Below are 25,497 nucleotides of genomic sequence, written 5' to 3' on the forward strand. Positions count from 1 at the left end.
TTAATCATCTCCCGCGTAACAGATGGCAGATGAATGACGATTTGTACGTAGCTTTTCGTCGTGTTATGTCAAAATGAACGGTAGATTGCCGGTTAAAAAATTCTACAACCCGGTTAGACGAATGATCTGATGTTGGCCGTTTGATAGAAGTACGTACCGTACACACCTATTTCTGAACCTGAAAAGTCCCAAATGGTGAACCCTTACATTGTTCACACGTCTCTTTTTTACCACCATATCCCCGCTTTTGGCAGGCTTCTGTTCGCTCAGAATGGCTGGCTGATACTGGGGTGCTGGCTACTTATGGGGCTGGGGTTAAGCTACGGGCAGAACCCGACCACCCCCACCCGGCGCGGAGCTAATAAACCGCAACAGGTTAACGGAGAGGTAGAATCGGAGCTTGAAAAAGAATTGAACCCAGGTAAAGTCGATAAACGGCAACAGATTAATGCAGACTCGGCCCGCGCTGGTGTTCAACGTGCGGCTGCTGCCCGGACCGATTCTATTAAAAAAGCGGTGCAGGAACGCACCGACCGTGCAGCCTCAGCCCGCGCTGCTGCCCAACGTGCGGCTGCTGCCCGAACCGATTCTATCAAGAGAGCAGTGCAGGAACGCACCGACCGTGCAGCCTCAGCCCGTGCTGCTGCCCAACGTGCGGCCGCTGCCCGAACCGATTCCATCAAGAGAGCAGTGCAGGAGCGCACCGACCGAATTCGGGTTAATGCGGACTCCGCCCGCGCTGGTGTTCAACGTGCGGCCGCTGCCCGGACCGATTCTATCAAGAAGGCAGTGCAGGAACGCACCGACCGAATTCGGGTCAATGCAGACTCGGCCCGCGCTGGTGTTCAACGTGCGGCTGCTGCCCGGACCGATTCTATCAAAAAAGCGGTGCAGGAACGCACTGACCGTGCAGCCTCAGCCCGTGCTGCTGCTCAACGTGCGGCTGCTGCCCGGACCGATTCTATCAAAAAAGCGGTGCAGGAACGCACCGACCGTGCGGACTCGGCCCGCGCTGCTGCCCAACGTGCGGCTGCTGCTCAAACTGATTCCATCAAGAAGGCAGTGCAGGACCCGACGCCAACCCGGCGGGGGGCCGCCGGTCGCCGGCAGCAGGCTGCTACTGATACTGCCCGCGCCAATGCCCGCCGACAGGCCGCTGCCCGCGCCGATTCGGTCAAGAAAGCTATTCAGGACCGCACAGACAGCCTTCGGGCCGTGCGTAGTGCGGGTCGTCATCCAACCATAAACTGGCCCGACCGACGTGCCACCCGTTTCTCTGACCAACCGTCTAAATCGCCCTTTATCTTACGAGACCCGAAAGGTGTCTCCACCGACTTTCGGCTCGGGCCAAATGGGGGGCTTGATGTGTCGGAACGAGTCCGAACGGGCGTATCCCTGTCAGGCGCACCTACGCCCAACAGCGTGCCGGGACGAATGGACCTGACCTCGCCCCCCGCATCCGGTACGGGGTTATCCGGTCTGGCCTTGCCCCCGTCGCAGTTTGGGTTGCCTTACCGACCTGCCGAAACGATTCCTTTTTCAACTTATAACGAACTTCAGAATCAGCGTGTCGAACAGAATCTATGGCGCGAGTACAGTGCCCGCAGCGACGGCCAAAGTGCCCTGAGTGGACGTGGCCTGATTCCGAAACTCGAATTACCCCCCATCATCGACCGGCTTTTTGGCGGTAGTGAGGTCGATTTTAAGCCCAACGGCTTTGTCACGCTCGATTTTGGGTATCTCTACCAGTTTAATGACAACCCCGCTTATCCGGTTCGTCAGCGTCGTACGGGTAATTTTCTGTTTAATGAGCAAATCAACATCAATTTCAACGGTAAGATTGGCGAGAAGCTGGGCGTACTGGCCAACTTCGATACCAAAGCCAGTTTTAACTTTGAAAATGCCATCAAATTAAATTACCGTCCGGGCGGTGGGTTGCCTGCCTTCGGTTCGGGGCAGAAGCCCGGACTTCCGGCGGCACCCACCTTACCCGGCACCCCGAATGCCCCCGGCCTGCCGGGTTTTACCCCCCAGAACGAAAGTATTTTGCAGGGCCTTGAGGTCGGTAATATTAGCTGGGCGGTCAATAGTCAGCTTATTCCGGGCGTACAAAACCTGTTCGGGATAAAAACCCAACTCCGCTTCGGCAAACTGAATGCTACAATCGTGGCTTCGCAGCAACGGTCGCGCAAGAGCGAGATCGTTTTGCGGGGAGGGACTTCCAACCGGCCGTTTGAAATTCGGGCTGACAACTATGACGAGAATCAGCACTTTTTTCTGTCGCAGTTTTTTCGGTCCATCTACGAGTCGTCCCTGAAAACACTGCCACAGGTAACGTCGGGAATTAACATTACCCGTATCGAAGTGTATGTGACTAACCGCACCAACACCACCGAATCGCTGCGGAATGTAGTTGGTTTTCAGGATTTGGGCGAAGGCAATCCGTATAGCCAGGCGAATCCAAATCTGCCCCCCTTCTCCCGCAGTAACCGGACCCCTACGGCCAATGGTGCCAACGGCCTGTATAGTAAACTAACGTCGGATTCCAACAACCCGCTCCGGCAGGTAGACCGGACTAATGATGTACTGACGAGCACGTATGGACTGACCAAAGGAACGGACTATGACCTGCTGCGGGCGGCCAAACGCCTGACCGACCGGGAGTATCGGTTGCAGCCCGACCTGGGGTATATATCGCTGGTAACACCCCTGCGAAATGACGAAATTCTGGCCGTTTCCTACGAGTACACCTATCAGGGCCAACGCTACAAAGTGGGGGAAATGACCGAAGATTATCAGGCACGCAGAGATGGTGAAGTGCTGGTCATGAAGTTGTTAAAGTCAGCTACGCTGCGGAACAATCTTCAGTTGCCGATGTGGAACCTGATGATGAAAAACATTTACGGGCTCAATACGGCGCAGATAACCCGGCAGGGCTTCCAGCTACGGGTTATTTATAAAGATGACCTGACGGGGATCGACAACCCGAACCTGCAGGAAGGCAGGCGGACGCAGAACCGCCCACTGGTGCAATTGTTTGGCATGGACCGGCTCAATCAGCAGCTGGATGCCCAGCCCGATGGTAATTTTGATTACGTGGAGAATTACACGATTGACAGCCGATATGGGAAAATTATTTTCCCGGTACTGGAGCCGTTTGGAGCATATCTGGAGCGGCAGTTCGATACCGACGAAACCAGTTTAAAGGCTAAATACGTCTTCAACGAACTGTACCGTACCACCAAGGCGGATGCTCAGCAGATAGCCGACAAAAATAAATTTTTCCTGAAAGGCTCGTTCCAGTCGGGCAACGGGGCCGAAGTGCAACTGCCTTACGGGGTCAATGAACAGTCGGTTACGGTTACGGCGGGCGGGGTACCCCTCAGCGCCGGAGTGGATTATGTACTCGAAGCGCAGATTGGCCGGTTGCGGATTATTAACGAGAGTGTGACGAATTCGGGTCGTGAGATTCGGATTAGCTACGAACAACCCGACCTGTTCCAAAACCAGATACGATCGCTGGTGGGTACGCGGCTGGACTATGCTGTCAATCGGGATGTGAGCATCGGGCTGACGGCCATGCACATGAAGGAAACCCCCGCCGGTTTTCTGACGCGGGTGGCTCTGGGTAATGAGCCGGTCAACAACACCATTCTGGGTGTGAATGCCAACATCCGCAAAGACTCCCCCGGTCTTACCCGACTGCTGGATGCGCTGCCGGGTGTGCAAACCAAAGAGATGTCGACCATTCAGTTCAATGGCGAAGTGGCGCAACTCTTCCCCAGCACCAATCAGAAAGCTAACAACGAGAGTTTCCTGGATGATTTTGAAGCGGCCCGGACTATTTATGACCTGACCCGCCAACCCACCCGCTGGCGGCTGGGTGCCACTCCGCAGCAGTTTCCGCAGGGCACCTTTGCCGATCCATTGCCTTACGCCTACAACCGCGCCCGGATTTCGGTCTATACCGTAGACCCCAGTATTTTTGGCTCTACGGGTGTGCTGGGCGTAGCATCCAATATCGATATAGACGATGCGAACGCCCACGTGTACGAACGGCCTTTTTTACCGCAGGAGCTGTTTCCCGGCCGGTCTGCCCGACCGGTGCAGCTGCCCGAAAACATTCTGGACGTGGCGTATTTTCCGACTGAGCGGGGTATGTACAACTACAACCCGAACCTGGATGCACTGGGTCGTTTGCCTAATCCACGAAATAATTTTGGTTCGGTTACGCGGGCTATTGCCTCCGACATTGATTTCGACAATGCCAACGTAGAGAACATAACGTTCTGGCTCATGGACCCCTTTGTGCCCGGTCCTTCCGGCGTGATTCGGAGCGGGCCCAATCAACAGTTCGACAATACGGGCCGTGTTCAGGGTGGTAAACTGGTGTTCAACCTGGGCGATATTTCGGAAGATGTCATTAAGGATAGCCGATACGAGTTTGAAAACGGCTTTCCGATTGATTCGGCCATCAGCGTACGAAATCCCGGCACGGATTCTACCGCCTGGGGCCGGGCACCTACGCGGCAATTCGTAACCAATGCCTTCCAGGCGGGGGCGCGTGAGCAGCAGGATATTGGCCTGGACGGATTGAAAAACGACGCGGAAAGGCAACGGTTCAGCAGCTACCTAAACACTATACGGACGCGGGTAACGAACAACCCCGGCGTATTGGCCGACATACAACGGGATCCCTCTGGTGATGATTTTCAGTTCTATCTGGGTGAGCAGGCCGATTCGGCCCAGTACATCGTAGGCCGGTATAAGCGGTATATGGGTATGGAAAACAACTCGCCCGAAAATACCAGCGCCAACCAGTTCCTGACTCCTGCATCGACAACCCTGCCCGACATCGAAGACCTGAATATCGATAATACCATCAATGATAACGAGGCTTATTACGAGTATGAAATAGACCTGCAACCGGGTAAAATAGAAGTCGGGCAGAATAAGTACATTATTGATAAAGTATCTGTGCCAACCAAAGGGGCACCGGGTGGAGTGGTTACCTGGTATCAGTTCCGGATTCCGGTGCGCGAACCCCTGCGGAAAGTAGGCAGCATCAACGGGTTCAAATCCATCCGTTTTATGCGGATGTACCTGACCAATTTTGCTGACCCGGTTGTACTCCGGTTTGCCCAGTTGCAGATGGAAGCCAACCAGTATCGTAAATATACCGGCGACCTGACCCAACGTGGTTTGCAGGAAGTACCCGAACCCTACGACGCCAATTTTACCGTTTCCACCGTCAACGTAGAAGAGAACAGCAGTACGCAGGTTACTGCTCAGGGGGGAGATAAGTACGTGTACTCGGTACCACCGGGATACGTTCGCGACCGGGACTACACACAGCCTAACATCGTGGAGTTGAACGAACAGTCGATGCGCCTGAGCGTAACGAACCTGCGCGATGGGGATTCGCGCGGGGCATTCCGGAATACCAATTTCAACCTGCTTTTCCGGGAACGGCTCAAGATGTTTGTCCACATGCACAACCCCGATAACGAGAGCGGTCAGGTATCGGCTTTTGTGCGGGTTGGCACGGATTATACGGACAACTACTACGAAATCGAAATTCCCCGACTGGTTGCAACGCTCTCCGGTAATCAGTCTCCAGAAGCCGTCTGGCCTGATGCCAATGCGCTGGACATTGCACTTCAGGAGTTGATTGACCTGAAAGCAAACCGTAACCGACAGTTTGGTCGCCGAACGTCATTACCCTTCACGCAGCCTTCTGCCGATGGGCATTACCTGATTACGGTAGTCGGTAACCCCGACCTGAGTTCGGTGCAGTCGGTGATGATTGGGATGCGTAATCCTAAAATTCTGGGCGATGGCGAACGGCCCAAAACGTTCACCATCTGGGTCGATGAGTTTCGGGCCAATGGCTACGACCAGCACGCGGGCATGGCGGCTATCGCGGCTGTCAGTATGAAGCTGGCAGACCTGGGTACCCTCACCGCTTCGGGGCGAATAACGACCTTTGGTTTCGGGGGCGTTCAGACGCGTATTGGGGAACGGGCCCTGGAAACAACCTCCGAGTTCGGGGTATCGTCTGCACTGGCCATCGATAAGTTTCTGCCCGCCAGCTGGGGGCTTAAAATTCCGCTGTATGTCAACTACGACCACCGGAATGTGAACCCCCATTTCGACCCGCTCGACCCCGATACCCCCTTGCAAACGTCCATAGACACAAAGCCGGAACTGGAACGGGACAGCTACAAGCAACTGGTGCAGGATAATACCACCCGCCGGGGCTATAACTTCTCGAACGTCAGGAAAGTAAAAACGAATCCTAATGCTAAATTACACTTCTGGGACTTTGAGAATTTTGCCTTCACTTACGCGTTCAACGACATAAAACGGACGAACATCCTGACCCAGGAATACCTGCAACGGCAAAATAAGGGCGGCATCTCGTACACCTACAGTGTGCAGCCGAAAGCGTTTGAGCCCTTCCGGGATGTGGCTTCATTTGAGGCTCCCTACCTGCGCTGGCTCAAAGATTTTAATTTGACGCTGCTCCCTTCGTTAGTGTCCATCCGAACGGATATGGACCGCAGTTTTATCAAAACCCAACTTCGTTCGTCGGACCTGACAACGGACGGGATTCTGCCGCAGTTTGAGAAGTACTTCCTCTTCAATCGCTATTATGATCTGACCTGGAACCTGACCCGGAATCTGGTGCTGACCTATCATTCGCAGGCCAATGCGATTATCGATGAGCCAGCGGGTGATATTGATACGCAGGCCAAACGGGACTCGATTCTGAACAGCATCAAGCACTTGGGCCGGATGAAAAACTTCGTGCAGGATATTCGGGCTACGTACCGGCTGCCGCTGGACAAAATCCCGTTGCTCGACTGGATTGCGGCTGATGCTGTTTATGGCATTGGCTACCAGTTTCAGGCTAACTCGTTCGGTATTGTTGATTCGCTGGGGGTACCGTTCGGCAATATTATCCGTAACAACCGCGAACAGGGCATAACGGGCCGCGTTGATTTGATTCGCCTGTACAATAAAATACGTTACCTGCGGTTTGTCAATACGCCCGCGCCCATTCGGAAAAACTTTGCCCGTAACCCAGGCGATATTGAGGACATTGAACGGGGTGAAAGTAAGGTGCTGAAAAATTTCACCCGCGTTTTGTTAACCGTACGGGGCATCAACTTCTCGTATATCCGGCAGGAAGCCACGATTCTGCCCGGCTTTCTGCCCACCCCCCGCTTTTTTGGCCTGAGCCCGGAAAACGCGCCGGGCATTGGGTTTGTGCTGGGTAGTCAGGCGCACGACATTGCTTATAAAGCCGCGGCAAATGGGTGGATTTCGCCCAGTACGGTCCAGAACACGGCCTTTCAGCAGAACATCACCAAAAAATTTACGGCCAGCACCACCCTGGAGCCGTTCAAGGATTTCAGGATGCAGATCAACTGGCGACTCGACCGGACCGATGCATACCAGGAGTACTACCGTCCGGGTTCGCAGGGCGGCCCGTTCGAAACCCAGACGCCCGTGCGCAGTGGTCAGTTCAGCATGTCGTTCTGGTCATTCCGAACGGCTTTCAAAGGACTACGTGGCGATAATACGTCGGTTCTGTTCGATAGCCTGGAGAGTTACCGACGTTATTTCAGCCAGAAATTGAACGCAATGGCTAAGGGCGAAAACCGGCAGGGAACGTACGACCTCAATTCGCAGGATGTGTTGGTTCCTGCATTTTTTGCGGCCTACAGCGGTCAGCAAAAAGAAAAGGCGAAGTTCTCCCCGTTCTATAATTTCCCGTTGCCCAACTGGCAGATTACCTACAACGGGCTTTCGGGATTAGGCTTCATTCGGAAGCAGTTCAGCGCGTTCACCATCAACCACAGCTACTCGTCGACCTACAGCGTAGGAAACTTCATCTCGAATCTGGATTATGGAGCGGCCTACGTGAACCTGGCCGTGCAGGAGTTTGAGCCGGGGCAAATCCTGAATCAACTCAACCAGTTTGTGCCTATTGTGGCCCTGAGTACCATCACCATGTCGGAGAAGTTTGCGCCCATGCTGGGGATCCAGTTCCAGACCAAGAGTCGCATGACGGGCCAACTGTCCTACAATCAAAGCCGCGACGTGGCCCTGAGCCTGTCCAACGCGCAGGTGGCCGAACTTCGGAACAAAGATTTGACGGCCTCACTGGGTTTCACAAAGCAGAATTTCCGGATACCGTTCCGCATCAACGGGGCCTACAAAAAGCTGAAAAACGACCTGACCTTCTCCTGCGCCCTGACCTTCCGGGATACGCGCACCATTCAGCGAAAACTGGATGCCGAGCAGATTGTTACGGCGGGTAACGTAAACTTCCAGTTGCGGCCGCAGGTCAGCTACATCGTGAGCCGCCGGTTAAATTTCAACCTCTATTTCGACCGTACCTTCAACGACCCACTGGTGTCTAACTCTTTCAAGCGGGCCACCACATCGGGCGGGGTTCAGGTGAAGTTTAACTTAGCCGAGTAGGGCGTTCGCGGACCGGGACGTACCCGAAAGGATGAGTAGGTATGCGATAATCATACCATCGAAAACCGCGCTCTGTTTAGAAAACCGCGGTTTTTTTGTGTGGGAATAGGCTGGCTCAAGGTCAGTGTATTTTCATCATGTATCGTAGCTGTAGAGGTGGTAGGGTAGCGGACGAAAATCTCCGACACCAATACGCGTCGGAGATTCAGATTTCAACCTAACTTATGTCTTGCTTTTGAGTGATCCGCCGGTAGCAACGGGCTGGTTATTCGTATCTTCCTGTGCCATTTTTGACGCTGGTTTACAGATGGATCCGGTAGTAAAATCGACCGGAATACTCACTGAAGGGAACCGCAGGAGGTCGGCAATCAGCCCACCTGACGAGCTGGCTGACCGGGTACGGGGTGCTGTTTCTGATGCACCGGAACGCGCCCGTCAAACACGGTAGCGTAGGAAGATAGGGAGCGTGATCGAGGCCAGTGCCTAAACGTCGTTTTTTTGAGCGCATTCCAAGGTATACGTTTATTTAGTGGCGCCGATGGTAAAGTGCACGTTGCTATCATCTACTCCGTTGATAGTCAAATTGTTGCTATTCAGTTCGCCAATCTGCTCACCGTCATACTTGAAGGTTAGTTTGCCGCTGCCTGCGTCGAACACATCGACACCACCGCCCGACAGCACAATGAACTCGCTGTTGTCTGATTTCTGGCGAATATTTACATCCATACTCACTTTGCCGGCCGACTCGCGTGCCACAGTAATGGTGCCTTTAAGATTGGTCTGGCTGGCGGGCAGGGTTTGGCCGTTGAACGTCAGTTCCGAATAGGTGTACGAACCAGCAGCCTGGGCTGCGGCATCGGGAGCAACAGCGTCATTGTTTTTCTTACAGGCCGTAATGAGGGTGGTGGTTAGCAGCAGCACGAATGCTACAGAACGGAAGCGTACTATGGTTTTCATTGGTTTGATCGTTAGGCCACGGTAAATGGTTTGACCATTTGTGCGGGCGGTGAAAAAGGAGGAAAGTAATTGACGGATAACGCTTAAAATTTAGCGGCTACGCCTAACCGCAGGGCTGAAACGCCATAGCCCACTTCGGCAAAACCGCCGACTTTCTCGCTGAACATGTACCGGCTGCCGAGGTGAATACCCAGAAACAGACCGCTGTTGTAGGGGCTGGCGTAGTTATCGTAGCCATAGGTATCCTTGTAGCCAGCGTAGCGCAGTCCCAGCGTGGCCCCCACGTAGGGGTCGAATTTGTCATTCTGTACATCCAGCAATTCGCCTAGGTGGTACGAGGCTCGCGTCCCGGCATACACGAAGGTATAGTTCCATTTGTAGCCACCTGAATTGTAGCCGTACCGGAAATAATCGACCGAGCCACCCACAGAGATGTTGTTATTTTTGGTGGTCACTTCAAACGACATGCCTATCGGCAGGCCACCGCCGTAATAGGCCGCGAGGCCGATGCCCGCGTTAAGGTATTTGTAACGGGTACCGGCCAGCGTTTTGGCGGGTTTCGCGGGCGCAGTCCCAACCGGAGCCGTAGCCACCCGACGGTTGGTCGGGACCGGTGCTGACGTGGCTGTAGCCAGAGCGGAAGAACTGGCCGGTTGAGCAGGTGCCTGGGTAGCGACCGGTTTGGCTGTTGCTGTCGGTTGGCCAGCCGGGCGGGAAGAAGCCGGGCGCGTTGTGGTAATGGGTTGTTTGACTGGTAAGGCCGGCCGTTTCGACTGGCCCAGCATGGGACTGGTAGCACTGGATACTGTCAGGATCACAGCCAGCAGGTTGTTTTTTGTAAACAGGGTGTTCATACAGATTTGTGTTTTGAAAAAAAGAAATGTTCAGCGGGACAGTGTAAATCCCGTTGCAAACCTACGCCCGCCCCAGGCCTACATCCAGGCCCGGTTGTGTCAACTGCGCAAATGAATATACCAACCGGATTTTTGACCGGATGAAGTGGTTTAGGGCCAGAACAGATGGCAGTGAAGGACAGAAGCGACGCATGGGATGAAGCCGGGTGAGGTACGGCACGAACCGGCTCTCGGGCTGATAAACGGTTCAGCCGCAGTTCATCCGGCTCTTTGTCCGGTTCAGATAGCCGAGGTTGCGTTTCGGCAGAAAAGCGTTGCCAACCGCTGGCACCATTCGCCAATTTTGATCCGTCAATCACGGCAACGAAGCCATCGACAGACAATGCCTTCTTCTTTTTTCACCAAAACCAACAACAACCAATGAACACTTTTTTTGCGCTCGCCCTGGCCGCGACTCTTAGCACGGCCCCCAACACTAACGACGACAGCAAGACGCTGCCGAAGGAAGCAACGACCTATATCGTTACCGATAACGTAGCCATCTGGCTGTCGGAGGCTGGTAAACTAAAACTGGCCATTGGTCAGGATACTAATGAGGCTACAATCGAGTTTCGGAGTCAGAAAGAAACGCTCTACACCAGCACCATTGCGCTCAAGAAGGCCGTTCACCAAACCTTCGACCTCTGGCAGTTGCCACAGGGCAACTACCAGATTCGGGTAACCATTGGCGGACAAGTCATCAGCAAAACCATTCAGATTGAGTCCGTGCAGTCGCGTACCTGTCGGTTGATCTGAACGCATTTTGCCCATTTTTCTGGCCTCGTCTGGTTGCTGAACCGGGCGGGGCCTTGGCAGTTCACGCGTTTTTTTACCAGTTCATATACGGGTAGTAGCAATTGGGGCCGAACTGGCATAGAATGTGCCAACCGGGCTAATTATTTTTGTAAACAGGCTCCGGCTCATTTTTCGGTCTGTTTCCTATGCCCCGTTTGCTGACTTCACTGGTCGAGAAAGAGCAGTTGAAAAAGACGAACCTGCAAGGCCAGTACAAGAGTCTGAAAAATCAGGTCAACCCGCACTTCCTCTTCAACCCGCTCAACTCCCTCTCCTCGCTCATTGCCGACGAGCCGCAGCGGGCCGAGCAGTTTGTGGACGAGATGGCTAAAGTGTACCGCCACCTGCTTCAAACTAACCGCCCCGCTGACACACCAGGCCGCGAAACCGACCTGACTACGCTAACCAATGAACTGACGTTTATCGAGTCGTATTTTCACCTGCTCAAAACCCGCTATGCGTCGGGTATCCAGTTGGAGATTACCATCGACTCTGCCGATGAAGACCGGCTGCTGCCCCTGCTCACGCTTCAGGTGCTGGTTGAAAAGGCAGTGAAGCACAACGTTATCCACGCGGCCAGGCCGCCGATTATCGAAATTAAATCGGCTCCCAACGGGCATCTGCTGGTGCGTTACCTGCTTATTCTGTTACTGCTTTTTTGGGTTGAAACCCTTCAGGCCCAGCCTCTCAAAAAGCGGGGGCAACTTGGCATTGCCGCCGTAGCTGGATGCGGCATACTTGTTGTAACTCCAGGTGATCTGAAACCAGCACAAGCAGCAGTGGCCCAACGTATGGTTATGCGTGGAATGCTGCTTGTCTGAACGCTCATTATGATTTCGTCAGTACAGCGTGCTCCGGTAACGGAAACTGTTCCGGCATAAACACGCCTGTTAATCAACGGGATAACGGTGTCCGCTGTCGTACAGAATTTGTCCGATAATGGACGTTTATACTTTTCTATTTGTGTTAATTCACTAGTAGTCAGTGTTTTATTTGTCTGGCATGATGATGGCTGAAATGTTTTTTCAACGCATCCCCTACCTACTTTTTGCCAATTCATGAAAACGCTTTGTACACTACTCCTAACGGGCATTGGTTTCAGCGTAGTAGCCCAATCATCATTTGTCAACAAGCACATCACGAATGATGGCCATCAGCTCCGAATTCGCGTCGATATCGAAGACGATGGCCGTTCTGTGCACTATAGCCGCTCATTCGATGTGTCCGACATGGAAAAGACAACCGTGAAAGCACTCGAAAATCGCATTGTCGATTCGTTGGAGCAGCATGCTGCCGAACTAGATGCCGTAGTTATCGCTGACCCAGAACAGGGTAGTAAAACGAGGAAAAAACAGGTTGATTACCGGGGGAACAAGGGGGCAGATACGGACGAGAACAGCCACCTGGAAGCGAATGCAACATCGTCGCTTTCTCCCGACGACGTAATGCCATCATCCGTACTGGTTCGGGAAGACAAAGAGAACGGGCGGCTCTGGATGCAGTACGTTTTCCGGAAAGACGGCGACGAACTGATCATCGAACGTACTGCCAATGTAATCGGTAAATCGGAGCACGAAAAACAGGTAATCATCCGGGATACCGAACGCAGCTTCGGTATCAAAACCGGTAATCAATAACGTCCGCATTCCTTATCTCCAAAGCCTATGTCATACATCGCCATTCCCATATCTTCGATGCCTGGCAAACAGGACATAGAAATCGACGTGACCATCAATGGTCAAAAGCAGGCATTGCACTACCGCGTCGAACTATTTTACTGGGGCGACTGCCTGTCACCCACATTCGACCGGGTCGAGTGCATTCAGCAATTGCTGGCCGACTACGACCGTAACTGGACGTTATACTACATCGGCTCACCAACCGATGAGTTTGTGCCAATAACTTTTGTGAAAAAGGAAGATTTGGTCAAACAGCGACGAATGCTGAGAGCCTGACTGGAAAATAACACGCTGAGGTATACAGTTACTTTTCAGCTTTTTTGAATCTGTTTCGCTGTGTCGTTCGTACATATGTTGGGAAATTTCTTATTCCAGCTAACCCCAGCTCCTTATCGACCAGCACCATGAGGCACTTTTTTTTACTACTCGTTACCATCACTGTTAGTAGCGCTTCGTTGCAGGCTCAGAACGCCAAAACGATTGCTGACGCTATCCACTACACAAAGTTAGCGAACACCCTCCGGGAGGTCGACAAATCACCGGAATCGATTAGCCTGCTGAACCGGGCCATGCCTGCCTTCATTTCCGGCAAAAGTGTGTACTGGCAGGCCGTTGCCAACGAGTTGATTGGTCTTTCGTACAAAGACATCAAGGATACGACCAATGCCCTGGCTTACCTGCAAAAATCACTCGACCTGTATGGTAAACTGAAGTACGTAGCCAGCGGATGGGGGGTTAACGAAGTGATGCGGGCACTCTCCAGCAAAAATATTTACGCTGGTATCCAGTTCAACCAAACGGGGGTGCGGGTGGCTATCTTCAAAACAAAGTACGAAAGCGATTTCTACGAGAAAGACATCAAAACAACCTTCGACATTCCAAACAACCTGCTGGTTGCCGATGCCTCCAATTCATTTAAAGGTAGCCAGGACGCGCTTCGGATTGGGCTTGACTCGATCCGGCGCTACCAGATTCCCAACGAACGGATTTTTGTTGTGCTGAGCAGCGACATGAGTAATGAACTGGCCCATACACCAGAAGGGCGTAAAAGACTGTACACGCAGTTGGAGCGGGCCGTTCCGGGTACCGGACTTCGTATCGACACTACGTTTACTCCCGCACGCGAAGCTGAACTGTTCACCATTGGTGCCATTCCCCGAAAAGTGTGGCCGACTACATCGGCTCTGAATGTGGGCAATAACAGTACGATGGGTGGCTATTTCGAGAGTGAAGCCAGCCGCCGGAATTACACCAATGTTGATAAGGATTTTCATAAAATCACGCTGCCTCTTGGCATCAACACGCTTGTAAGCCAGATCGAGAGCAAAAAGTCGCTGGGCATGGATGCGTACCGGCGCGAAGCCCAGCTTGTAGTCCCGACCATAGCCGATTCTGCCCTGAAACCGTTCATCCAAAATCGGGATACGGGTTTGCAGGAACGTCGGACGGTAGGGTTAGGGGGGGATATTGTTCAGGCATTGGTTGCTTATCTGCACCCCGAAAAGGCGGGTGTTACGGCCGTAGCTGTTACGGTCAATGATATCGAACAGTTCAAGCGTATGGCCCTGACGGATTACAAAGCCCTGACCCGCCCCGACCTGAAAGATATTCCCAACGCGGGTATACGCCGTCAGGCCGAGCAGGATATCAATGCATCTCAGAATCAACTCAGTGAAAAGCAGCTCATTGCCGGTGCTTTGTGGCTCGATTATATCACGCGGGTGTACAACAACTCACTGGGGTCCAAACGATTTGTGTTCATCCGAAACTCGGACTTAGGCTGGGTAACGGGTAAATTTCTGGAAACGATCAACAACGAGTACGAATCTACTATTGCCAAAGGCGACTTCTATACGCGCTAACGCAACGGTATCACTGGTACAAAAAAAGAGAATCGACCGAGACTTGTACGCTTCGGTCGATTCTCTTTTTTATATCGTGCCAACTCACCCAAAGACACTGGATGATCATTTGGGTGAGGAACAGACTACTACTTTCGCATTGCTTTGAAGGCGTTTATCAGGCCGTTTGTCGAGCTATCGTGTGCGCTGATAGTTTCATCGTCCTGTAACTCGGGCAGAATACGGCTGGCCAGCTGCTTACCCAGTTCAACACCCCACTGATCGAAACTGAAAATGTTCCAGATAACCCCCTGCGTAAAAATCTTATGCTCATACAGGGCAATCAGGCTACCCAGCGTGTGCGGGGTCAGCTTCTGGAACAGAATGGAGTTGGTGGGCCGGTTGCCGGAGAAGGTTTTAAACGGTGCCAGAGCCGCTATCTCATCCTCGCTTTTGCCTGCTTTCCGCAATTCGTCGGCCGCTTCTTCTTCCGTTTTGCCATTCATCAGGGCTTCCGTCTGGGCAAAATAATTGGCCATCAGTATTTTATGATGCTCACCAATGGGCCGCTGACTGATTGCCGGGGCCAGAAAATCGCAGGGAATCAGTTTAGTACCCTGGTGGATTAGCTGATAGAACGCGTGCTGCCCATTAGTACCCGGTTCGCCCCAGATGATGGGACCAGTCTGATAATCGACCGGGTTACCATTGCGGTCAACCGATTTGCCATTACTCTCCATATCGCCCTGCTGAAAATAAGCCGCAAAGCGGTGCATGTATTGATCGTAGGGAAGGATAGCTTCGGTTTGCGCACCAAAGAAATTGTTGTACCAAACACCCATCAACGCCAGAATAACGGGCAGGTTCTGGTCGGAGGGCGTATCGCGAAAGTGGTTATCCATCGCGTGGGCACCCTCCAGCAACTCCTCAAATTTGTCGAAACCAACGTACAGGGCAATGGACAAGCCAATGGCCGACCATAAGGAGTAACGGCCACCCACCCAGTCCCAGAAGCCGAACATATTGTCGGGGTCGATGCCGAATTTCCGTACGGCTGCCTGATTGGTTGATAAGGCAGCAAAATGTTTGGCAATGGCGGCTTCGTCGTTTGATGCATCCAGAAACCACTGCCGGGCCGTTTGGGCGTTGGTCATGGTCTCCTGCGTGGTGAAGGTTTTGGAGGCAATCAGAAAAAGCGTCGTTTCTGGCCGAACCGTTTGCAGGGTCTCGTAGATATGCACGCCGTCAACGTTGGAAACGAAATGGACGCGGAGTTTTTTATCGTCGGCGTAGGACTTCAGGGCTTCCGTTACCATCACCGGGCCGAGGTCGGAACCACCGATACCAATGTTCACGATGTCCGTAATGGCTTCGCCCGTGTAACCTTTCCACGCCCCCGACCGGATACGCTCCGTGAATGATTTCATTCGTCCCAAAACGGCATTGACATCGGGCATCACATCCTGCCCATCGACCAGAATCGGGCTGTTGGACCGATTGCGCAGGGCTATGTGCAGCACCGCTCGATCCTCCGTCTGGTTGATTGTGTCTCCCGAAAACATCTTGCCGATGGCATCCTTCAATCCGGCCTGATCGGCTAACTGAATAAGCAGGTCCAGCGTTTCGGCGGTGATGCGGTTCTTCGAAAAATCGAGCAGGATATCCTCAAACCGGCGTGAGAAGGTAGTAAACCGCTCCGGGTCTTCGGCAAAGAGATCGCGTAGATGCTGGTCTTTTATCGTATCGTAATGAGCCTGTAACTGGGCACGGGCTGGTAAGTCGGTAAAGGAATGGTTAGCGAGCATGTGTTGCGGTTTTAGGTTTGCGATTTCTGGTTTTCAGTGGTTCGTTTACGGCTAACTATCCCGTTATAGACGTAGAACTAAAAACCATAAACCTACTTGTCGGCGCGAATATCGGGAATCCCGGCAACTTTTTTCGGCTATTTTTGTGCTTCTTTCCCCGCTGGCAGGTCGGGCTTTTTTGACATGACTCCCCGTATTAATGAATCAAAAACTCTTTTATTCGCTTATTCTGGTTGCGCTGGGAGCCTTATTTTTTATTCCGTTTCTGGGTGGTGTCCGGCTCTTCGACTGGGACGAAATTAACTTCGCAGAGGCCGCCCGCGAGATGATTGTACTGAGCGACTACCTGCACGTTCACATTGATTTCAAACCCTTCTACGAAAAACCGCCCCTGTTTTTCTGGCTTCAGTCGGCCATGATGAATCTGTTCGGCATCAACGAATTTGCTGCCCGGCTACCGAATGCTATTTGCGGCATCATTTCGCTGGTTTACCTGTACAACCTCGGCGAAAAACTGCACGGTCATCGCTTCGGGTTGCTTTGGGCAGTGGCTTATCTGGGTTCGGTTACACCCCATCTGTACTTTCGCTCCGGTATTATCGATCCCTTTTTCAACCTCTTTATTTTCATTGGACTGGTCAACCTGATCCTGGCTTCCTGGAAACGGGAGCGGCTGGGGGGCGCCATGACGGCGCCCAAACGTGAGTGGACGTACCTGCTGATTGGCGGCTTTGTGCTGGGACTGGCCATCCTGACAAAAGGGCCGGTTGCCTACCTCATTATTTGTCTGGTACTACTGGTGTACTGGATGCTGGGACGATTTCGGTGGTTTATCACACCGGCGCAGTTTCTAACTTTTTCCCTGGCGGCTTCGCTGATGTCGCTGGCCTGGTATGGGCTGGATGTGTACCTGCACGGCCCCGCGCTGATGCGTGAATTTCTGGCGTATAATATTCGCCTGTTCAGTACGCCGGATGCCGGTCATGTGGGGTTTCCGGGTTTTCATGTCATTATGCTGCTGGTTGGCTGTTTTCCGGCATCCATCTTTGCCATTCGGGCATTGGGCTCGCTGTTTATCGAGCGTAATTACCAGCGCGAGTTTAAGCGGTGGATGCTCATTCTATTTTGGGTAGTGTTGGTTCTGTTCAGTCTGGTGCAATCGAAAATCGTCCACTATTCTTCACTCTGCTATTTTCCGCTAACGTACCTGGCCGCCCTGACGCTGGTGCAACTGGAAGAGCGAAAAATCCAGTTCAATAACTGGATGCGGGCCGGGTTGATACTCATTGGAGGGATTTACGTCGTAGCCCTTATTGGTATGCCCATTCTGGCGCATCACATGGACATTGTGCGGCAATATGCCGACCAGGATGCCTTCTCGCAGGGGAATCTGGATGCCAGCATAAACTGGCCGTGGTGGACGTTGATACCCGGAATCTGGCTATTGATTGTCCTCACGTTGGCTTTCCGATGGTATAACCAGCGCGAAACGGCGCAGGCATCCATAACGCTTTTGGGGGGGATGGCGGTGTTTATTACGCTTACTCTCTGGTTTTTTATCGGGCGTATCGAAGGGATTTCACAAGCCGCAGCTATGGCGTTTTTCGAGCGGGCGCAGGAGCAGGATGTATACGTAAAGACCTACGGCTACCACAGCTACGGCCCGTATTTTTATACGATGAAACAGCCATCTGCCAATCCCAATTACTACAACGACGAATGGTTGCTGCGGGGGCGGATTGACAAAGATGTGCTCTTCATTCGCCACGCCAGCGAGGAGCCGACATTGCTCGACTCATTACCTGATGTGCGAAAGACGGGTGCTAAAAATGGGTTTGTCTTTTACCGAAGGCGGGTAAGGTGATTTGCTGTGCTGAAAACTGTTGACCCGGCCGGACAGTTATAGCGTACAGGTAACTTCTAACAACGATGCGCCATCTCTTACTCAAAAACCTGATTCGCTTTGCCACCCTGCCAATTGGGTTGATTTGTCTGACAATTTATCTGCCGGGCTGTAGTGCTGGTAACTCATCAAGCTCAGGAACCACAAAAAAGATGAGCATATCGGTGGGCGACATCAGAGAAATATCCCTGCCCGGGAGTGGCGATGGGTCAATGGAACTGATTGGTACCTCCGATAATCAGGAGATTGTAGACGTATCGCGCCGGGAGTTGGCTCCGGCAGTAGATACACTCAAACGAATGGATACCGGCTCCACGGTTTTTCAGATTAAAGGGATCACGGCGGGTAAAGCCAATGTCGTTTTCAGGAAGCAGGCAATGGGCGCAACGGGGAATGGTCAACCCGTACGAACGTATATCGTGCAGGTAAAAGCAAAATAAATCTGGCCATCGGTCAGCCGCGCCCGTGGGGTCAGCGCATCAAATCCGCTGAATCAGTTCGGCCACTTTGTGCACTTCCCGGCCCATAATGTGGTCGATGATAGACTGCGCGTGTTCACGACCGTTTTCGATGAACACCTTCTCGGTGTAAATACCCGCCAGCACCGTACCACACACGTACAGTCCGGGTACGTTGGTTTCGAACGTTTCCCTGTCGAAAACCGGTACCTGCGTTTCCGGATTCAGGTCAATACCACAACGGGTTAGCAGGGCCGCATCAGGAATGTAGCCGGTCAGGATAAAGACGAAGTCGGCGGGGATTTGCCGTTCTTCGCCCGTTTTTAGGTCATTGACCGTTATCGAGTGTTCGTCGATTTGAGTAACGCAGGCGTTGAATACCGTTTTGATTTTTCCCTCTTTCACCCGGTTTTTTACATCGGGCACCAGCCAGTATTTCACCGTACTTCGAAAATCTTCACCCCGGTGTACCACCGTAATGTTTACGTCGTGCCGGTACAATTCCAGCGCGGCCTCAACGGCAGAATTCGATGCGCCGATAATAACCACGTTCGTAAATGAATATTTGAACGGTTCATCGTAATAATGAGACACGTGGGGCAGTTTCTCACCCGGAATGTTGAGCCAGCGGGGGCGCGTGAAATAGCCCGTAGCCATAATGACCTTGTGAGCATAGTACGTTCCGCCGGTAGTAGTCGTAACGGTGAACAGCTCACCTTCCTTCGTAACGTCCCAGACTTTCTCGAACAGCTTGAAATTCAGGTGGTAGTAAGCCGCTGCTTTACGGTAGTACTGCAGGGCTTCGTCGCGACCGGCTTTCACGTCGGAAATGGCAAAAGGGAGTCCCCCAATCTCGATGTTCTCGGCGGTCGAAAAGAAGCGCATCCGGCGGGGGTATTGGCGGATTGACTCGGTCAGGCTTCCCATTTCCAGGATTAGATGGCTAAGCCCGGCTTTGGCCGCTTCGATACCGGCGGCAAGGCCACAAGGCCCACCACCCACTATAATGACATCAACAGGTTGCATATGACTATGTTACTTATACTACTCTAACACACAAAAAGTCCCCAAAGGTTGCGCTAAGGGGACTTTTTATGGGGTTGGTCTGCTGGTATTTACTTTTTGCTCCTTCTCACCACAATTGGAATACAGGTGGCAGGAGGGCAAACAAATGGTACGACCGCCAGACTAGCCGAAACCCGGCAGCCATTGCTGGCAGTGGCCGTAACAACGTACGTACCATCATCAGTTGCTTTGGCTTCTGACCCAATGGCGGTGAAGTTATTGGGACCTGTCCAGCTTAAAGTGGCACCCGGCGCTGTAGCTGCCACGGTGGCGGCACAGGTTTCACAGTTTTTGGCCACTACCGTTGTTGTCATTACCGGCGTTACCGTATTGGACGTAACAGGGGTGCTGACAATGGTATTGCACCCATTACTGCCTGTCACGGTCGCGGAATACGGCCCTGCCGTGCTGACCGTGATGCTGGCTGTGGTCTGGCCCGTATTCCAAAGGTAGGTATACGGGCCAGCACCACCTGTTACCGTGGTACTTAGCATACCCGATTGACTGGTACAGGTTAGTTCCAGCGTATTGACTAAAGCCCTTGGGACTGTCGTTTCAGACACAACCGAGGTGGTGGCAGTCGTAATACAACCGTTGGCTCCGGTAACCGTGACGGAGTAAGGTCCGGCCTCACTGGCCGTGATGCTGGCTGTTGCAGCCCCCGTATTCCACCGGTAGCTATACGGAGCGGTACCATCCGTGGTACTGGCGGTAAGTATGCCTGACAGTGTAGTACAAGTCAGTGTCAGTGCATTGACCGAAACGCTGGGTACGGCCGTCCCGGACACCACACTGGCACTGGTTGATGTCGAGCAGCCGTTGGCCCCCGTAATCACAACTGAATACGAACCGGCACTGCCGACACTGATACCAGGGGTACTGGCGTTGGTACTCCACCGATACGTGTACGGAGCGGTGCCACCCGTTACGCTGGCCGTTAAATTGCCGGATGGATTGGTGCAGGTCAGGGTCAGACTATTGACCGATGCGCTGGGTACGACCGTTTCGGACGTGACCGTCGCAGCAACCGTAGCGATGCAGCCGTTGGCACCTGCGACGGTCACGGAGTATGGACCCGCCGAACTGGCCGTGATGTCGTTTGTAGTCGCTCCTGTACTCCATAGATAGGTGTAGGGTGCGGTGCCACCAGTTACACGGGTGGAAAGCGTACCCGTTGGGCTGATGCAGGTCAGCGTCAGGGAATTAACGAACGATACCGGAACGGCTGTGTTGGAGATGACCGTTACCGTAGCGGCAGAACTACAGCCATTTGCACCCGTTACCGTAACCGAATATGGCCCGGCCTCACTGGCCATGATACTGGCGCTGGTAGCTCCCGTGTTCCATAAATAGGTGTATGGAGTGTCTCCCCCTATTACACCGGCAGTGAGCCTACCCGACGGATTCGTGCAAGTCAACGTCAACGCATTGACTGATACGCCTGGCTGATTCGTATCCTGAACAACGCTGGCAACCGCCGAAGATGAGCAGCCGTTAGTGCCGGTGAGGACCACTGAATAGGATCCTGCCCTGCCCACGCTGATGGATGGGGTGTTTGCAGTGGTACTCCACTGGTAAGTATACGGAGCGGTGCCGCCCGTGGCATTAGCGGTCAGTGTACCCGCTGGTCTGGCGCAGGTTAGTGTCTGGCTGTTGACCGATGCGGTGGGTACTGCCGTATCAGAAATAACTGCGGTGCTGGCTACCGTCTGACAGCCATTTGCTCCGGTGACCGTAACGGAGTAAGGGCCATCCGTATTGGCAGTGATACCTGCCGTTGTCTGACCCGTATTCCACTGGTAGGTATACGGAGCGGTGCCGCCCATGGCGTTCGCTGTGAGTAGCCCCGATGGGTTAGCACAGGTTAGCGTCAAACTATTGAGGGAGGTACCTGGCGGGACTACATCGGATGAGACAGTGGCCGTAGCTGTTGTGACACAACCATTCGCACTGGTAACGGTTACCGAGTAAGGCCCGGCTGTGTTGACGGCAATACGCTGGCTGGAAACTCCCGTGCTCCATTGGTAGGAGAACGGTGCTGTCCCCCCCGATACACTGGCCGTGAGCGTACCTGTTGGGTTTACACAGGTTAACGTCAGGCTGTTGACAGAGGCACCAGAGGCCATTGTATCAGCCGTAACCGTAGTAGTAGCTGTTGTGACACAACCATTGCTACCGGTAACAGTGACCGAATACGGCCCGGCTGCACTACCCACGGTAATGTCGGGAGAAGTAGCTCCCGTGCTCCACAAATAGGTGTAAGGACTACTGCCCCCCGATACGCTGGCTGTGAGTGTACCCGTTGGATTAGCGCAATTCAGGGCCAGATTATTGACACTCACTACCGGCGTCGTCAGGTCGGCTGTAACGGTTGACGTTGCCACTGTACGGCAGCCATTGCTACCGGTAACCGTGAGCGAATATGGCCCGGCTGTGTTGACGGCAATACGCTGGCTGGAAACTCCCGTACTCCATTGGTAGGAGAACGGTGATGTGCCCCCCGATACGCTGGCCGTGAGTGTACCCGTTGGGTTTATACAGGTTAATGTCAGGCTGTTGACAGAGGCCACCGGAACGGCCGTATTGGCTATTACGGTGGCGATTGCCAGTGGCGATTGTACGCTGGTGCAGGCTGGATTGCCTACGGTAAGGGTATAGATACCCACTTCTGACACGGAAGGGTTTTGCTGGGTGCTGCTAAACCCGTTCGGCCCTGTCCAGGTATAGGTAACGTTGGTAGCAGCGGAACCATTTCCGTAAAGAGCCTGCCCATTCAGCGTAATCTGTATGGTCGAACAGCTCACTGTTCCACCCGTTGCCGAAGCGGAAACCGCTGGTGAAACAGTGAGCACCGTCTGGCTACTCTGCCGGCAGTTAGGGTCGGCTGGCATGGGCCATACCAACGCATAGATGTATTGACTAACCATCCCGGCCGTGTTATTGGTTGTATTGACAACAGGGTTACGGAGCACAGTACGACCGGTAGTCGGGTCTGGTAATATGGTTCCGAGCAAGGTGCTGCCAGACCCGTACATGGCCGTACCCGACTGGGGGCTGCTGAACACAACGAAACGGACGGAATCGACCTGACTGAGGTGCGTTCCGTTCGATACAATGGAATCCAGCGGCATGCCCGAACACAGGCTCAGGTTATCTGTCTCATTTCGTAGTTCGGGACAGGTGTAAATACCCAGATCATTCGTGAAATCATTCTGACCAGCGTTGCCCGTTGTTACGGTAATGATCGCTGTGTTACCCGTTAGCTGCGCATCGGAGTCGCGGAGGTCGGGGTTGGTAAAGTTGTTGCTGTTGGCCGGTGAGAGGGTATATTGACGCTGTAGCCCGGATAGGGGGGTGGACCCCTTCATTGTAATGTCCAGTGCCGACAACTGGGTCATGTCCATCCGGATCTCGTAGCGACGATTATACTGGAGGCTACCCGATACGGTCGTGTTGTTGAAGTAAAACTGGCCGCCATCGTGCGTCGTTTGGGAGGCAATGGGGGTACCTCCGTTGTCCATATCGTAAAGGGTCAATACAACCCCGTCGATACCCGGTTCGTAGGCGTTCTGGATCCCATCGCGGTTATCATCGAACCAGAAGCGGTTACCAATCTCGATAGGGGCAGGGTCGCAAAGGAGTTTATTGTCGCCCAGTCCGCCCGCTTTGGCAAAAAGCCCTTCCGCTTGCCGGTATATCTCATAGTTTCGGGTAACGGCGGCCTTCGTTGCGTTGAAAATTTTCAGGCCCGCTGCCAGATAGCGGTCGTCAATCGGATCGACGGCCGAGTTTATGATTTCGTTGTAGCCCGGAGCAAAAGACAAGGCCCCCGACGTTATTTCCCTACTGGCAACATTACCGAAGAACTTCCAGTAATCCTGTCCGTAAAATTCGCCACCACCGGGCCCGTCATTATCCCCAACGCCGGTACCCGTGAGTGGCCCTGCCTGACCATTCTTTTCCAGTTCAAACGTGCCATTGTTGTTATACGCCCGGAGCAAATCACCAAACCCAAATGAATCATAGCTTCCATGCCCGGCGGGGTCATGGTTGGCCTGACCACCCAGGTGAGCAAACCGGCTCAGCATACCAATAAACATGGACCCGTCCACATCAAATTCCAGGTCAGTCACCATCGGCTGGGACGATATCGCAAACCGGGGCGTTGGTCCTTCGCCACAGGGATCCGGCCAGGCATCGGTCCAGGGAAGCCAGTGATCTTTGGTGATGCAGGTACCCGTCATATCCACCGGGCCCCGCTGGTAGTCGAGTGGAAACGAAAGTACCTCGTCAAAAACAGCGTTGGCAACAGCCGGATCGAATCGGTAGATGGTGACTTTCAGGTCACTCGCCTGTTGGGATGTTTCGGCCGAACAGACAACCCCCACGTAAATTTTACCTCGGTAGACCTTAAGGGCCCAGGGACGAAAATCGCCATTGGAGCAGCCCGGATTAGGAACCGCCCACGATTTTACGTCCGAAGCCGAGGGTACCACGGCTGGCAGTCCGATGGGCAAGCCATACACCTTACGATCGTTGAGGTTGACAACGTACAGCGTTTTATCATCGTCCGACATGTCGGCTCCCCCAAAACTCATCCGGCCAACCGCCGACATGGCACTGGGGTCTGTGCTGCCGCCAGTACGATCGCCAAACAAATTAGCCAGTGGGTCTTTATGCGGGTCTTCCCCTACATCGATGCCCAACGCCGTAACCGACATGAAGGTAGAACTAACACCCGAGGCAACGTCTGTTACGTAGATACCGCCCGGACCAGCGGGGCCGAAACTGGTATGGCGTTTAACGAAGGCGGTACTAAAAACCTTTTTGGCCCGTCGCTGGTAAGCAAGCCCCCAGACTGTTCCTATCTCGCCCGCTGTGCCAACGTGAGCAGGCAGGAAATTGCCCGGCCCGGCTATGCCTGATGCTTCGTAGGGAAACATGACCATTGCATCCGTCAGGGCGGCCTGTTTTTCGGGTGGTACAGGGTTCCCGTTTATATCAAGCGTCGACTGCGAATCGCCATTGACAAAGCAGGACGTAATCAGCAGTCTGCCCGCCTGCTGGCAATAATCAGTGGGATAGTTTATGCCCAGATCAACGCCCCCGGCCGGCGCTTTCAGGAACTATACACTTGTTCCGTTGTTACTACCATACGAACTGGTATAGTAGCCCGTCAGGAAATTGTCGAATTCAATGCGCACAGTACTACCAGACGGAACATCGGTCGGGCTGAATGCGTACTTACCATCAGCACCGCTGCTGGTTGAAATGGGTATTTGGTTAAAATTGATGAAAGCCCGTACCGTGATACCGGCCACACCCAATTCGGTGGGCAATGTGTCGGAGCGAATGCCATTCGAGTCGAAGTCACGGAAAACAACCCCGCTTACCTGGGCGTTGATCGTCGTTGTGCAGATAAGAACAGCTAAAAAAGCTATCAGTGAACACCACCTCCCAGTGGTGTTCAACGGATACACGTTTCTCATGGATAAGTCAATTTAATTTGTAATAAACAGGGAGATATAACAGGCAGGATTAGTGGGTTGTAAGGGGTGAAACAGGGATAAAAAATCTGTTAATTATCTTTATTTTACTTTTGGTTTAC

General features: G+C 53.2%; 15 protein-coding genes. 8 read left to right on the forward strand and 7 right to left on the reverse strand.

Annotation, left to right across the window (positions count from 1 at the left end; all coding sequences use genetic code 11):
- Positions 1 to 192: 192 nt before the first annotated feature.
- Positions 193 to 8,493, forward strand: a complete 8,301-nt coding sequence (sov, locus tag B157_RS0104550; RefSeq protein WP_020602192.1) for a T9SS outer membrane translocon Sov/SprA — start codon at positions 193 to 195, stop codon at positions 8,491 to 8,493.
- Positions 8,494 to 9,015: 522 nt separating this feature from the next.
- Here sov and B157_RS0104555 read toward each other — a convergent pair.
- The 3 genes from B157_RS0104555 to B157_RS40010 all read right to left on the reverse strand — a co-directional run bounded on the left by B157_RS0104555 (position 9,016) and on the right by B157_RS40010 (position 10,497).
- Positions 9,016 to 9,450: a hypothetical protein gene (locus B157_RS0104555; protein WP_020602193.1), complete on the reverse strand. Its 435-nt coding sequence runs from the start codon at positions 9,448 to 9,450 to the stop codon at positions 9,016 to 9,018.
- Between the two features lie 83 nt (positions 9,451 to 9,533).
- On the reverse strand, positions 9,534 to 10,304 hold the full coding sequence (locus B157_RS0104560; protein ID WP_020602194.1) for a hypothetical protein: 771 nt from the start codon (positions 10,302 to 10,304) through the stop codon (positions 9,534 to 9,536).
- Positions 10,305 to 10,365: 61 nt separating this feature from the next.
- Entirely contained in the window at positions 10,366 to 10,497 is a 132-nt protein-coding gene (locus tag B157_RS40010; protein WP_281168438.1) for a hypothetical protein, read from the reverse strand.
- Between the two features lie 227 nt (positions 10,498 to 10,724).
- Here B157_RS40010 and B157_RS0104565 point away from each other — a divergent pair, with 227 nt between their 5' ends.
- The 5 genes from B157_RS0104565 (at position 10,725) to B157_RS0104585 (ending at position 14,679) form a co-directional block, all read left to right on the forward strand.
- Positions 10,725 to 11,099: a hypothetical protein gene (locus tag B157_RS0104565; protein WP_020602196.1), complete on the forward strand. Its 375-nt coding sequence runs from the start codon at positions 10,725 to 10,727 to the stop codon at positions 11,097 to 11,099.
- 185 nt (positions 11,100 to 11,284) lie between these two features.
- On the forward strand, positions 11,285 to 11,959 hold the full coding sequence (locus tag B157_RS34390; RefSeq protein WP_020602197.1) for a histidine kinase: 675 nt from the start codon (positions 11,285 to 11,287) through the stop codon (positions 11,957 to 11,959).
- A gap of 237 nt (positions 11,960 to 12,196) precedes the next feature.
- Entirely contained in the window at positions 12,197 to 12,775 is a 579-nt protein-coding gene (locus B157_RS0104575) for a hypothetical protein (RefSeq protein WP_020602198.1), read from the forward strand.
- Between the two features lie 27 nt (positions 12,776 to 12,802).
- The gene (locus B157_RS0104580) at positions 12,803 to 13,093 is read left to right on the forward strand and encodes a hypothetical protein (RefSeq protein WP_020602199.1); all 291 of its coding nucleotides are present in this window, start codon (positions 12,803 to 12,805) and stop codon (positions 13,091 to 13,093) included.
- A gap of 128 nt (positions 13,094 to 13,221) precedes the next feature.
- The gene (locus tag B157_RS0104585) at positions 13,222 to 14,679 is read left to right on the forward strand and encodes a tetratricopeptide repeat protein (protein WP_020602200.1); all 1,458 of its coding nucleotides are present in this window, start codon (positions 13,222 to 13,224) and stop codon (positions 14,677 to 14,679) included.
- A gap of 128 nt (positions 14,680 to 14,807) precedes the next feature.
- Here the strand turns inward: B157_RS0104585 and pgi are convergent, their stop codons facing one another.
- Entirely contained in the window at positions 14,808 to 16,463 is a 1,656-nt protein-coding gene (gene pgi / locus B157_RS0104590) for a glucose-6-phosphate isomerase (protein WP_020602201.1), read from the reverse strand.
- A gap of 199 nt (positions 16,464 to 16,662) precedes the next feature.
- Here pgi and B157_RS0104595 point away from each other — a divergent pair, with 199 nt between their 5' ends.
- Complete coding sequence (locus tag B157_RS0104595; protein WP_020602202.1) at positions 16,663 to 18,327, forward strand: ArnT family glycosyltransferase; 1,665 nt, start codon at positions 16,663 to 16,665, stop codon at positions 18,325 to 18,327.
- 65 nt (positions 18,328 to 18,392) lie between these two features.
- Positions 18,393 to 18,806, forward strand: coding sequence for a hypothetical protein (locus B157_RS34395; RefSeq protein ID WP_020602203.1), 414 nt, complete (start codon positions 18,393 to 18,395; stop codon positions 18,804 to 18,806).
- Positions 18,807 to 18,845: 39 nt separating this feature from the next.
- Here B157_RS34395 and B157_RS0104605 read toward each other — a convergent pair whose 3' ends face one another.
- The 3 genes from B157_RS0104605 to B157_RS38030 form a co-directional block, all read right to left on the reverse strand.
- Positions 18,846 to 19,850, reverse strand: a complete 1,005-nt coding sequence (locus B157_RS0104605) for a YpdA family putative bacillithiol disulfide reductase (RefSeq protein ID WP_020602204.1) — start codon at positions 19,848 to 19,850, stop codon at positions 18,846 to 18,848.
- 89 nt (positions 19,851 to 19,939) lie between these two features.
- On the reverse strand, positions 19,940 to 24,832 hold the full coding sequence (locus tag B157_RS36680; protein WP_169521661.1) for an SdrD B-like domain-containing protein: 4,893 nt from the start codon (positions 24,830 to 24,832) through the stop codon (positions 19,940 to 19,942).
- Between the two features lie 183 nt (positions 24,833 to 25,015).
- Positions 25,016 to 25,378, reverse strand: coding sequence for a hypothetical protein (locus tag B157_RS38030; RefSeq protein ID WP_157618305.1), 363 nt, complete (start codon positions 25,376 to 25,378; stop codon positions 25,016 to 25,018).
- Positions 25,379 to 25,497 lie beyond the last annotated feature (119 nt).

The sequence above is a fragment of the Spirosoma spitsbergense DSM 19989 genome (genome assembly GCF_000374085.1).
Lineage (GTDB): Bacteria > Bacteroidota > Bacteroidia > Cytophagales > Spirosomataceae > Spirosoma > Spirosoma spitsbergense.